At 59.3% G+C, this 11,432-nt stretch carries 11 protein-coding genes; 10 read left to right on the forward strand and 1 reads right to left on the reverse strand.

The window, feature by feature from the left end; translation table 11 throughout:
• Nucleotides 1–277 precede the first annotated feature (277 nt).
• The 3 genes from aztA to KQP88_RS11675 are packed head-to-tail and all read left to right on the forward strand — an operon-like array spanning nucleotide 278 to nucleotide 2,799.
• Nucleotides 278–1,027, forward strand: coding sequence for a zinc ABC transporter ATP-binding protein AztA (aztA, locus tag KQP88_RS11665; protein WP_216705939.1), 750 nt, complete (start codon nucleotides 278–280; stop codon nucleotides 1,025–1,027).
• Nucleotides 1,024–1,893 (forward strand): metal ABC transporter permease, encoded by an 870-nt coding sequence (locus KQP88_RS11670; protein ID WP_216705763.1) that lies wholly within the window; start codon nucleotides 1,024–1,026, stop codon nucleotides 1,891–1,893. The genes aztA and KQP88_RS11670 overlap by 4 nt, the downstream gene beginning before the upstream one ends.
• Before the next feature lie 12 nt (nucleotides 1,894–1,905).
• Nucleotides 1,906–2,799, forward strand: a complete 894-nt coding sequence (locus KQP88_RS11675; RefSeq protein WP_216705764.1) for a metal ABC transporter substrate-binding protein — start codon at nucleotides 1,906–1,908, stop codon at nucleotides 2,797–2,799.
• A gap of 141 nt (nucleotides 2,800–2,940) precedes the next feature.
• On the opposite strand, the gene KQP88_RS11680 is transcribed toward KQP88_RS11675, so the two are convergent.
• A complete protein-coding gene (locus KQP88_RS11680; protein WP_216705765.1) occupies nucleotides 2,941–4,089 on the reverse strand; it encodes an aldose epimerase family protein in 1,149 nt (382 codons plus the stop codon).
• A 210-nt stretch (nucleotides 4,090–4,299) separates the two neighbouring features.
• Between KQP88_RS11680 and KQP88_RS11685 the strand changes: the two genes are divergently transcribed.
• The 7 genes from KQP88_RS11685 (at nucleotide 4,300) to KQP88_RS11715 (ending at nucleotide 11,398) form a co-directional block, all read left to right on the forward strand.
• A complete protein-coding gene (locus KQP88_RS11685; RefSeq protein WP_216705766.1) occupies nucleotides 4,300–5,172 on the forward strand; it encodes an SMP-30/gluconolactonase/LRE family protein in 873 nt (290 codons plus the stop codon).
• A gap of 29 nt (nucleotides 5,173–5,201) precedes the next feature.
• A complete protein-coding gene (locus KQP88_RS11690; protein ID WP_117167632.1) occupies nucleotides 5,202–6,020 on the forward strand; it encodes an SDR family oxidoreductase in 819 nt (272 codons plus the stop codon).
• A 123-nt stretch (nucleotides 6,021–6,143) separates the two neighbouring features.
• Complete coding sequence (locus KQP88_RS11695; protein WP_200992341.1) at nucleotides 6,144–7,139, forward strand: substrate-binding domain-containing protein; 996 nt, start codon at nucleotides 6,144–6,146, stop codon at nucleotides 7,137–7,139.
• Between the two features lie 51 nt (nucleotides 7,140–7,190).
• Nucleotides 7,191–8,717, forward strand: coding sequence for an L-arabinose ABC transporter ATP-binding protein AraG (araG, locus tag KQP88_RS11700; protein WP_198725622.1), 1,527 nt, complete (start codon nucleotides 7,191–7,193; stop codon nucleotides 8,715–8,717).
• Between the two features lie 41 nt (nucleotides 8,718–8,758).
• Complete coding sequence (araH, locus tag KQP88_RS11705) at nucleotides 8,759–9,724, forward strand: L-arabinose ABC transporter permease AraH (protein WP_200992339.1); 966 nt, start codon at nucleotides 8,759–8,761, stop codon at nucleotides 9,722–9,724.
• Between the two features lie 181 nt (nucleotides 9,725–9,905).
• Nucleotides 9,906–10,427: a sigma-70 family RNA polymerase sigma factor gene (locus tag KQP88_RS11710; protein WP_200992338.1), complete on the forward strand. Its 522-nt coding sequence runs from the start codon at nucleotides 9,906–9,908 to the stop codon at nucleotides 10,425–10,427.
• A complete protein-coding gene (locus KQP88_RS11715) occupies nucleotides 10,424–11,398 on the forward strand; it encodes a FecR domain-containing protein (protein ID WP_216705767.1) in 975 nt (324 codons plus the stop codon). The genes KQP88_RS11710 and KQP88_RS11715 overlap by 4 nt, the downstream gene beginning before the upstream one ends.
• Nucleotides 11,399–11,432: the final 34 nt, after the last annotated feature.

The following is an 11,432-nucleotide window of genomic DNA, read 5'->3' on the forward strand; positions in this document are numbered from 1 at the left end:
GTTTTAAGCTGCAAGCTACAAGTTAAAAGCTGCAAGTCAAAAGCTTGTAGCTTGCAGCTCACAACTTGCAGCTCCTATAAATGTTATTTCATAACAAAACCCGCTCTCCCCATGTAATACTGTAACGAATCGTTGCAGGCGACCCATCTGTGAAAGCTCCCCGCGTTCCCTCTGTTGCAGGTTCCGTTCTGGCTCAATCGGCCTTTAAGCGGATCCTGCTGGCTCTGTGCATCTTGCTGCTGTTATGGCTGGCCATCGCCTGGTCGGTGGCCATTCCATGAGTGCGGCCATTGCTCTGGACAATCTGACTGTCGCTTATGAACGCCGTCCGGCGGTGCATCACATCAGTGGTCGTTTCGAGGCCGGCAGTCTGACCGCGATCGTCGGTCCCAATGGCGCGGGCAAGTCCACGCTGATCAAGACCATTGCCGGAACCATGAAGCCAGCGGCGGGGCATGTAGATCGTGGCCGGTTGGCGACTCGCACATTGGGTTATCTGCCCCAGGCAGCCGAGATCGATCGCAGTTTCCCGTTGAGCGTGGCCGATACCGTGGCCATGGGCGCATGGCACAGCATCGGCCCGTTTCGTGGTCTGACTCGCAACCATGCCCGACTCACTCAGGAGGCGCTGAAAACCGTGGGCCTTGAGGGTTTCGAGGGGCGCAGCATTGGCTCTCTGTCTTCCGGGCAGTTCCAGCGGGTGCTGTTCGCGCGGCTGCTATTGCAGGATGCCTCGGTGATTCTGCTGGACGAGCCTTTCACCGCCATCGATGCCCGCACCACGCGGGATCTCCTTGAGCTGGTTCGGGTCTGGCATGGTCAGGGGCGTACGGTCATCGCGGTGTTGCATGACATCGATCAGGTCCGTCAGCATTTTCCGCAAACCCTGTTGATGGCCCGCGAGGCGATTGCCTGGGGCGCGACAGCCGAGGTGCTGAGCGTTGCCAACCTGCGGCGTGCCCGCAATATGGCGGAGTTCTGGAGTGCCGATGCTCAGGTCTGCGACAGCGATGGTGAGCGCTCATGATGTTTTACACCACGCTGGTCGAGCCTTTTGTCGAATTCGGTTTCATGCGCCGGGCACTGGTGGCCTGTCTCGCCCTGGGCGTCGGCTCTGGACCTGTAGGCGTGTTGCTGATGCTGCGGCGCATGAGCCTGGTGGGGGATGCCATGAGCCATGCGGTCCTGCCGGGCGCGGCACTGGGTTTCATGGTCGCAGGGCTGTCGCTGCCCGCCATGGGCATTGGTGGCCTGATCGCCGGGCTGGCCGTGGCCTTGCTGTCGGGGCTGGTCAGCCGACTGACTGCTTTGCGCGAAGACGCCAGCTTCGCCAGTTTCTACCTGACCTCACTGGCTGCCGGAGTCTTGATCGTCTCCATGCACGGCTCCAGTGTCGATCTGCTGCACGTGCTGTTCGGCACCATCCTGGCCATCGATAACAGCGCCATCTACATGGTCGGCGGCATTGCGTCATTCACCCTGATTCTGCTGGCCGTGATCTATCGCCCGCTGGTGCTCGAATGTTTCGATCCGGGATTCCTGCGCGCCGTTGGCGGCATGGGCTCGCTGTACCACGTGCTGTTTCTGCTGCTGGTCGTGCTGAATCTGGTGGCGGGCTTTCAGGCGCTCGGCACCCTCATGGCGGTGGGCATGATGATGTTGCCTGCCACGGCTGCGCGATTCTGGGCCAGCTCATTGAGTGCCCTGATGCTGATTTCGACGGTATTGGCGACCGTTTCCGGGCTGATCGGCCTGATCGTGTCCTATCACCTTGGCGTGGCTTCCGGGCCGGCCATTGTTCTGACCGCCAGTGTCTTTTATGGTTTTTCCCTGCTGTTCGGCCGTACGGGCATCTTGCGTCGGCTGTTTCCCAAACCTCACCTGGCCAACTGAAAAGGGCATGTCATGAAACGATTGATGATGTTGAGCTCGATGGCGGCGATTGCGCTGTCGGCGTTTGCAAGTCTTGCCCAGGCCAAGCCTCTTGAGGCGGTGGCTTCGTTCACGGTGATTGCCGATATGGTCAGCAATGTCGGTGGTGATCGGGTTCACGTGACCTCGCTGATCGGCCCCAATGGCGACCCTCATGTCTACGAGCCCACCCCGCGTGATGCCCAGGCCTTGAAGAGCGCTGACCTTACCTTTGTCAGCGGCCTGCATCTGGAAGGCTGGATGGACCGTCTGATCAAGGCGTCCGGTTACAAGGGCCAGCCGGTTGTATTGTCCGAAGGCATCAAGACCCGTTACATGCAGGAAGACGGCAAGCTCATCACCGATCCCCATGCCTGGAACAGCGCCGCCAACGGCGTGATCTATGTGCGCAATATCATGACCGCGCTCAAGAAAGCCGACCCTGAAGGCGCCAGCGTCTACGAGGCCAATGGTCAGCGCTACATCGTTCAGTTGCAGGAACTGGACCTTTACGCCCGTGACCAGATCCAGTCGGTGCCCGAGTCGAAACGCAAGATCCTCACGTCTCACGATGCGTTCGGTTATTTCGGCGATGCCTATGGCGTGACTTTCCTGTCGCCCTTGGGGTTCTCTACCGAGTCGGAAGCGTCGGCGGCAGATGTCGCAAAACTGATCCGCCAGATCAAGAGCGAGCACGTGACGGCCTATTTCTTCGAAAACTCAGGTGATCCGCGACTGGTCAAGCAGATCGCCGATGCCAGCGGAGCGCAACCGGGCGGTGACCTGTACGTCGAAGCCCTGTCACCGCCGGATGGCCCGGCGGCCAGTTATGTGCAGATGTTCCGCTATAACGTCGACAAGCTGACAGCGGCGATGAAGGGGAAATGAGTGTAGGAGATCATCCGCCGCCGCACTGGCGCGCTCCTGCATTAACCTTGTAATTCATGATGTTGCGTTATATTTGGTGGGAGCGAATTCATTCGCGAACCTTTCGCGGATAAATCCGCTCCCACAAGCAAAGCACAGGTTTCAATGATTCAGAAACTTGAAGATGGTGGTCTGGGTATAAGCCTTTCCCGGGTCCAGTCGGGTACTGGGGAAGGCGGGCTGGTTGGGGGCGTCGGGGTAGTGCTGGGTTTCCAGGGTGAAGGCACCCCAATGCGGATAGACCTTGCCGGCCTTGCCATGGATGCTGCCATCCAGGAAGTTGCCGGTATACAACTGCACGCCGGGTTCGGTGGTGAACAGTTGCAGGTGACGGCCTGACTGCGGGTCGCTGACCTCTGCCGCAAGCTTGCTGACATCGCCCTTGGTGTCCAGCACCCAGTTGAAGTCAAACCCGCCTTGCTTGGGTTCGGCGTATTTGAGCTGCTGATGGTCAGCCTTGATGTTTTTGCCGATTGGCGTGGGCTTGAGGAAGTCCATGGGCGTGCCTGCCACCGGGGCCAGTTCGCCGGTAGGGATCAGCTTGTCGTTGACCGGCGTGTAATGTGAGGCGTGGAGGGTGGCCACCTGCTGGAGAATATCGCCGTTGCCCGCGCCCGCCAGATTGAAATAGCTATGGTTGGTCAGGTTCAGCACCGTGGGTTTGTCGGTGGTGGCGCGGTAGTCGATCTTCAGCTCGTTCTGGTCGTTGAGGCTGTAGGTGACCTCTGTCAGCAACGCGCCGGGAAAACCCATCTCGCCATCGGGCGACAGGTAGCTAAGCTTCACCCCGACCGAGCCATTGGCCTTGATGCTTTCGGCTTTCCAGATACGCTTGTCGAAACCCTGATTGCCGCCATGCAGCGCATTGGTCTTGTCGTTGAGCGGGACGCGGTAGGTCTTGTCGTCCAGCTTGAAAGTGCCGCCCGCCAGGCGGTTGCCGAAACGACCGATGGTTGCGCCGAAATACACGGTGCCGTTGGCCTGATAACCCTGCACGTCATCGAAGCCCAGCACGACGTCTTCGACCTTGCCGCTCCTGTCCGGAACCTTGAGCGATTGCAGGGTTGCGCCATAGGTAATGATGCTGGCCTGCAGGCCGTGACTGTTTTGCAGGGTGTACTTCTCGATGGGCGTACCATCGGGCAGTTTGCCGAAGAGGCCATGTTCGCTGGACAGTGCGGCGGCTTGTGCGGTCAGGGTGGCGATCATCAGTGACAGTCCAAGGCTGCTGAGAAGAGCGTGATTTTTCATCTGTTCTACTCACTTTTATTGTTGTTGTGAAAGGAGAAGGTGACGCGACGCATCGCTGGATTTTGCTGTCAGACAGCAAATTGGTAAGACTATTTGATCGGTTTTAATCCGATGCAAGGATTTATAGACGATAAAAAGCCGCTTGAAAAATAAATCGTAATACTATTTAGTAGAGGCAGTTCCTAAGAAAAATAAAAAAGGACACCGTCCATGCAATGGCAGCCGCTATCCGAGCACCGTTTCAAACTGGCTGAAGGCCCTTTCTGGGACCTTGAGCAGCAAGCCTTGTACTGGGTCGATATCGCCGGACGTCTGGCCTGTCGGCTGGTTCAGGGTCAATACAGCCAATGGCGTCTGCCCGAAGCGGTTTCCGCATTCATCCCCACTGACAAGGGCGATGCCCTGGTGACTCTGGCCAGCGGCGTCTACCGCCTGAGCCTCGAATCGCCCAAAACCTCCATTTCATTGCTGTGCGTGGCCGATCCTGTCGCGGGCAACCGCGCCAACGAATCCCGTTGCGACGCTCAGGGCCGCCTGTGGCTGGGCAGCATGCAGAACAATCTGGACGACGAAGGCGGCGACTTGCCGTTGGTGCGCCGCTCCGGTGGTCTGTTTCGCGTAGACCCGGATGCAAGGGTTACGCAGCTGCTGGACAGGCAGGGCATCGTCAACACGCTGTTGTGGAATGCCCAGGGCACGGTGCTTTACAGCGCCGACAGCCTTGATGGCGTTATCTATCAATACCCGATTCTGGCTGACGAGAGCCTGGGCGAGCGCCAGGTCTGGGCGCATGAGCATCCTCGTGGCGTTCCGGACGGCTCGGCCATGGATGCCGAAGGCTATGTCTGGAATGCCCGCTGGGGCGGAAGCTGCCTGATCCGTTTTGCCCCCGATGGCTGTGTCGACCGCATCGTCGACCTGCCTGTGAGCCATCCCACCAGTTGCGTATTTGGCGGCCCTGACCTGTCTACGCTCTACGTCACCAGCGCCGCCCCGGCCGATGCCCATGGCCAGTTCGATGGCGCGGTGCTCAAGGCTGACGTGGGCGTCGCCGGGCAGGTTTGCCGACGTTTTGCCGGCTGAATTTTTATTGCATCCAAGGAGAGTTGAACATGGCGATACCTTTGTCGTTACCCCCGGTTCCCGAGCCGGTTCGCGGTGAACGCCTCAAAGGCAAGGTGGTACTGGTGACCGGCGCTGCCCAGGGGATTGGTGAAGCCATCGTGGCGTGCTTTCAGGCGCAGCAGGCCAGGCTGATCATCAGCGACGTGCAGGGCGAAAAGGTCGAGCAGGTGGCAGCGAAATGGCGCGGGCAGGGGGCTGAGGTTCACGCGCTCAAGGTTGATGTCACGCAACAGGACCAGTGGCGCAGCATGGTGGACCTGGCCATCGAGCATTTTGGCCGGGTCGATGTGCTGATCAACTGCGCCGGGGTCAATGTGTTCCGCGACCCGCTGGAAATGAGCGACGAAGACTGGAAGCGCTGCTTCGCCATCGATCTGGATGGCGCCTGGTATGGCTGCCGCAGTGTCTTGCCGAAAATGCTGGAGCAGGGCGCGGGCAACATCATCAATATCGCCTCGACCCATTCGAGCAACATCATTCCCGGCTGTTTTCCCTATCCGGTCGCCAAGCATGGCCTGCTGGGCCTGACCCGCGCTCTGGGTATCGAATACGCGCCCAAGGGCATTCGGGTCAACGCCATCGCGCCGGGCTATATCGAAACCCAGCTCAACGTCGATTACTGGAACGGCTTCGATGATCCGCAGGCCGAGCGCCAGCGTGCCTTCGATCTGCATCCGCCCAAGCGTATCGGTCAGCCCATCGAAGTGGCCATGACCGCGCTGTTCCTGGCCACCGATGAGGCTCCGTTCATCAACGCCAGTTGCATCATGATCGATGGCGGGCGCTCGGTGCTTTATCACGAGTGACACTCGGTTACATTGTCGTTTTTGGCAATATGGTATGACTATTTGGCCGGTTGAGGTTTGCAGAACCTGAAACCGCCATATTGCTGGACGCTGTAGCTATTCAATAACAATAAGGAGTTAGCTATGTTGAGTCTTCGTTCCCTGTGCTGCGCCGCTGTCACCACTGCCATTCTCGGGATGAGTGGCATGCTCCACGCTGCCGAAGAAGTGAAAATCGGCTTCCTGGTCAAACAACCCGAAGAACCCTGGTTCCAGACCGAATGGGCCTTTGCCGACAAGGCGGGCAAAGAGCACGGCTTCACGGTGCTCAAGATCGCCGTCCCCGATGGCGAGAAAACCCTGGCAGCCATCGACAGCCTGGCAGCCAATGGCGCCAAGGGCTTTGTCATCTGCCCACCGGATGTCTCACTCGGCCCTGCCATTGTCGCCAAGGCCAAGGCTCTTGGGCTGAAGGTCATGGCTGTGGATGATCGTTTCGTCGATGCCAAGGGCAACTTCATGGAAGACGTGCCGTATCTGGGCATGGCTGCCTTCGAGGTTGGCCAGAAACAGGGCGAGGCCATGGCGGCCGAGGCGAAAAACCGCAATTGGGACTGGAAAGAAACCTACGCCATCATCAACACCTACAACGAACTGGATACCGGCAAGAAGCGCACCGACGGTTCGGTGGATGCGCTGAAAAAGGCCGGCCTGCCGGAAAGTCATATCCTCTTCACCGCCCAGAAGACCCTCGATGTGCCGGGCAGTATGGATGCCACCAACTCGGCTCTGCCGAAACTGCCGGGCAATGCCAAAAACCTGATCATTGGCGGCATGAACGACAACACCGTACTGGGTGGCGTACGTGCCACGGCTACCAATGGCTTCAAGCCGGCCAACGTGATCGGCATCGGCATCAATGGCACTGACGCCATCGATGAACTGAAGAAGAAAGAAAGCGGCTTCTTCGGCTCGATGCTCCCCAGCCCGGACAAGGAAGGCTATGACACCGCCTACCAGATGTTCAAATGGGTCACCACCGGCGAAGAACCTCCCAAGTACACCGCCATGGACGATGTGACGCTCATTACGCGGGCCAACTTCCAGGAAGTCCTGACCAGGATCGGTCTGTGGAAGTGAGTTCAAGGGGGCCTGATCTCAGGCCCCTTCGCGAGTGAAGAGGACGGGTTCATGCAGCAGGCAATCGAGCAACAGCAATCGGCCGGTGGCGCCTTGCGCTTCAATGGCATCGGCAAGGTCTTTCCGGGCGTCAAGGCGCTGTCGGACATCAGCTTTGAGGCGCATCCGGGCAGCGTTCACGCCTTGATGGGCGAAAACGGGGCCGGCAAGTCCACCTTGCTGAAAATACTGGGCGGCTCCTATCAGCCCAACAGCGGCAGCTTGCAGATCGGTGAAAACACCCATCAGTTCAGGTCCACCGCAGACAGCATTGCGGCGGGTGTCGCGGTGATTCACCAGGAGCTGCATCTGGTGCCGGAAATGACCGTGGCAGAGAACCTTCTGCTGGGGCATATGCCGAACCGGCTGGGGATGATCAATCGCCGGCTCATGCTGCGCCAGGCCACGGAGCTGCTCAAAGGGCTTGCCGACGAAATCGATCCGGGTATGCGTCTGGGAGACTTGTCCCTTGGGCTGCGGCAACTGGTGGAAATCGCCAAGGCCATGTCGCGCAATGCCCATGTCATTGCTTTCGATGAGCCTACCAGCAGCCTTTCAGCCCGGGAGATCGACCGCTTGATGGCGATCATCGCCAAATTGCGCGACGAGGGCAGGGTGATTCTTTACGTGTCCCATCGCATGGAGGAAATCTTCCGTATCTGCGATGCGGTCACCGTATTCAAGGACGGGCGCTTCGTGCGTACTTTCGACAATATGGCGGACCTGGACCACGACCGGCTGGTGACCTGCATGGTCGGGCGCGATATCCAGGACATCTACAACTATCGTCCCCGGGAACATCAAGGCCCGAGTCTGCGGGTCACGGGCTTGCTCGGGCCGGGATTGCAGGAGCCGGTGAGCTTCGCAGTCGAGAAGGGCGAAGTGCTGGGCTTTTTCGGGCTGGTGGGTGCCGGTCGTACCGAGCTGTTTCGACTGTTGTCCGGCATGACCCGCAGCAAGGCGGGCTCGCTGCAACTGGACGGTAAGCCGCTGACCCTCAAATCCCCACGAGACGCCATTGCCGCAGGCATATTGCTTTGCCCGGAAGACCGCAAGAAAGAAGGCATCGTGCCGCTTTCCAGTGTCGCCGAGAACATCAATATCGGCGCCCGGCCACGGCATGTAAGCCTGGGTTGCCTGCTGCAGGGGCGCTGGGAGCGTGAGAACGCCGAGAAACAGATCAGGGCGATGAACGTCAAGACGCCTTCGCCGGATCAGCAGATCGTCTTTCTCTCCGGTGGCAACCAGCAGAAGGCGATTCTCGGGCGCTGGTTGTCGATGCCCATGAAGGTCCTACTGCTGGACGAGCCCACCCGCGGCATCGATATCGGTGCCAAATCCGAGATTTACCAGATCATTCATAACCTGGCGGCACAAGGGATCGCAGTGATTGTGGTGTCCAGTGACCTGATGGAAGTCATGGGGATCTCCGACCGCATTCTGGTCATGAGCGAAGGTGCGATCACCGGCGAACTCAACCGCGACGAGGCCGATGAGTCGCGACTTCTACAACTGGCGTTACCCCGCTCACGGGGCTGAACCTTTGGTCTGCGACCATGAACAATAAAAAAGAGGTGCGTATGTCTACCGAAACCAGCCTGCGGGCTCCCCGTCAGGGCGTGAATATGCGCCGCTTTCTCGATGAATGGGTCATGTTGCTGGCCGCCCTGGGCATTTTCATGCTGTGTGCGGTGTTCATCGACAACTTCCTGTCACCCCTGAACATGCGCGGGTTGGGGCTGGCGATTTCCACCGTGGGCATTGCCGCCTGCACCATGCTCTATTGCCTGGCGTCCGGGCACTTCGACCTGTCGGTCGGTGCGGTGCTGGCCTGTGCCGGCGTGATTGCCGGGATCGTGATCCGCGACACCGACAGCGTTTTCCTGGGCGTCAGTGCTGCCCTGGCCATGGGGCTGCTGGTGGGGTTGATCAACGGCATTGTCATCGCCAAGCTGCGCATCAATGCCTTGATCACGACCCTGGCAACCATGCAGATCGTGCGCGGGCTGGCGTATATCTTCTCCAACGGCAAGGCGGTCGGGGTTTCCAATGAGGACTTTTTCATCTTCGGCAATGGCCAGTTCTATGGCGTACCGGTGCCGATCCTGATCACCATTGCCTGCTTTGTCTTCTTTGGCTGGCTGCTCAACTACACCACGTATGGTCGCAACACCATGGCCATCGGCGGTAATCAGGAAGCGGCCTTGCTGGCAGGCGTGCATGTCGACCGGACCAAGATCATCATCTTTGCCGTACACGGCCTGATTGGTGCCCTTGCCGGTGTTGTGCTGGCGTCACGCATGACCTCCGGGCAACCCATGATCGGCCAGGGTTTCGAGTTGACGGTCATATCGGCTTGTGTACTGGGCGGTGTTTCGCTCAGTGGTGGTATCGGCATGATTCGTCATGTGATCGCCGGGGTGTTGATTCTGGCGATCATCGAGAATGCGATGAACCTCAAGAACATCGACACCTTCTACCAGTACGTCATTCGCGGCACCATTCTGCTGCTGGCGGTGATTATCGACCGGTGGAAGCGCCGCTAAATAAGTAGGAGCGAATTTATTCGCGAAACGACATTCGGCAACATATCTGTGCCGGGTATGCGGATTTTCGCGAATGAATTCGCTCCTACCAGGGTAGTACACCCCAGAAACAGGTTGGCTCTCTCTCACTAATTAAATAGAATGATTCTCATTTTAAGTCGCTGTCGTGGATGGCCTTTGAATGAGTGATGCAGCAGGGTCATCGGGTGTGCAGCCTGGCCTGGACAACTTCTATCGTGATCACCGCAGCTGGCTGGAAAACTGGCTGCGGTCGCGCCTGGGCAATGCGTGGGATGCGGCTGATCTGAGTCAGGATACGTTTTTGCGGGTCATGGCCACCTGGCAGAGCGAATCCCTGGCCAATCTGCGTGAGCCGCGGGCCTATCTGGTGACCGTGGGCAAGCGGCTGCTGATCAATCACTACAAGCGTCGCAGCCTTGAGCAGGCTTATCTGCAAGCCCTGGCGACACTGCCCGAAGAGTGCGTCCCGTCTCCCGAACAGCGCTGGATTCTGCTGCAAACCCTGCAGGCTCTTGATGAATTGCTCGACGATTTGCCGGTGGTGGTGCGTCGCGCATTTCTCTGGTCGCAGCTTGAAGGCCTGGGCTATGCGCAGATCGCCCTGCGACTGGAAGTGTCCGAGCGTACCGTCAAACGCTACATGGCACAGGCCTATGCACATTGCCTGATGGCCGAGCTATGAGTGACAGGGCGCGTGACGATCAGGCCCGGCAGGTGGCTCATGCCGCAGCTTACTGGCTGGCGTTGCTGGAGTCTGGAACTGCCAGTGCCCAGGAACACGAACAACTGCAACGCTGGCGCGAGCAGTGCCCAAGCCACGAACAGGTCTGGCAGCGGGCACAAGGCTTGCGCCAGCGCTTTGCCGAACTGCCGCCCGAACTGGCCATGGCCAGCCTCGACCGGGCAGACCTCAAGCGAGGCGAGTCGTCGCGTCGGGCGATTCTCAAGCGTGCGCTGGTCATTGCAGCGTTGATCCCCAGCGGCTGGATCATCAGCAGCCAGTTACCTGTCAGGGCCTGGCGCGCCGATCTGCACACCGCCACCGGCGAGCGCAAGACCTTGCGACTGCCCGATGGCAGTCAACTGCAACTCAATACCGCCAGTGCCGTGAATCTGGATTTCCGTGACGGACGACGCCAGTTGTTGCTGATCGAAGGTGAAGTCGCCTTGAGCATGGCGGGCAATGCTCCGGCCGTGACAGTCAAGACACGTCTGGGCCAGGTCATCGCCAACGGTGCCGAACTCTGCATTCGCCAGGACGAGCATCGTTGCCGGGTTTCCGTGATAAGCGGCAGTGTCGATCTGTTGTCGACACAGGGCGCGACCTTGCGCCTCAAGGGCGGCGAGCGGGCGGCCCTGAATGCCAAGGGAGTTACGCCGGTCGAGCCCTTCGATGCCCGACAACCGGACTGGCGTCAGGGCGTGTTGACGGTAGAAAACCGGCCACTGGGCAGTTTCCTGGCCGAGCTGAGTCGCTACCGGCCCGGTATCCTGCGCTGGGAGCCCGAGCTGGAAGCCTTGAGGGTCACCGGCTCGTTCCGGCTGGACGATACCGATCGCATCCTGGATCTGCTGGCGGCAAGCCTGCCGGTGCAGGTGCATTCCCGTACCCGCTACTGGGTCACGCTTGCGCCTCGAAAAATTTCCGCCTGAGGGTGTAATGCCGATCAGTTAAGGTCAATGAATC

Source organism: Pseudomonas lijiangensis, from assembly GCF_018968705.1.
Taxonomy (GTDB): domain Bacteria; phylum Pseudomonadota; class Gammaproteobacteria; order Pseudomonadales; family Pseudomonadaceae; genus Aquipseudomonas; species Aquipseudomonas lijiangensis.

Excerpts from the sequence above, each read along its gene's own strand:
- araH (WP_200992339.1), top strand. The coding sequence starts at position 8,759 with ATGTCTACCGAAACCAGCCTGCGGGCTCCCCGTCAGGGCGTGAATATG.
- araG (WP_198725622.1), top strand. The coding sequence starts at position 7,191 with ATGCAGCAGGCAATCGAGCAACAGCAATCGGCCGGTGGCGCCTTGCGC.
- KQP88_RS11685 (WP_216705766.1), top strand. The coding sequence starts at position 4,300 with ATGCAATGGCAGCCGCTATCCGAGCACCGTTTCAAACTGGCTGAAGGC.
- KQP88_RS11695 (WP_200992341.1), top strand. The coding sequence starts at position 6,144 with ATGTTGAGTCTTCGTTCCCTGTGCTGCGCCGCTGTCACCACTGCCATT.
- aztA (WP_216705939.1), top strand. The coding sequence starts at position 278 with ATGAGTGCGGCCATTGCTCTGGACAATCTGACTGTCGCTTATGAACGC.
- KQP88_RS11680 (WP_216705765.1), bottom strand. The coding sequence starts at position 4,089 with ATGAAAAATCACGCTCTTCTCAGCAGCCTTGGACTGTCACTGATGATC.
- KQP88_RS11675 (WP_216705764.1), top strand. The coding sequence starts at position 1,906 with ATGAAACGATTGATGATGTTGAGCTCGATGGCGGCGATTGCGCTGTCG.
- KQP88_RS11690 (WP_117167632.1), top strand. The coding sequence starts at position 5,202 with ATGGCGATACCTTTGTCGTTACCCCCGGTTCCCGAGCCGGTTCGCGGT.
- KQP88_RS11670 (WP_216705763.1), top strand. The coding sequence starts at position 1,024 with ATGATGTTTTACACCACGCTGGTCGAGCCTTTTGTCGAATTCGGTTTC.
- KQP88_RS11715 (WP_216705767.1), top strand. The coding sequence starts at position 10,424 with ATGAGTGACAGGGCGCGTGACGATCAGGCCCGGCAGGTGGCTCATGCC.
- KQP88_RS11710 (WP_200992338.1), top strand. The coding sequence starts at position 9,906 with ATGAGTGATGCAGCAGGGTCATCGGGTGTGCAGCCTGGCCTGGACAAC.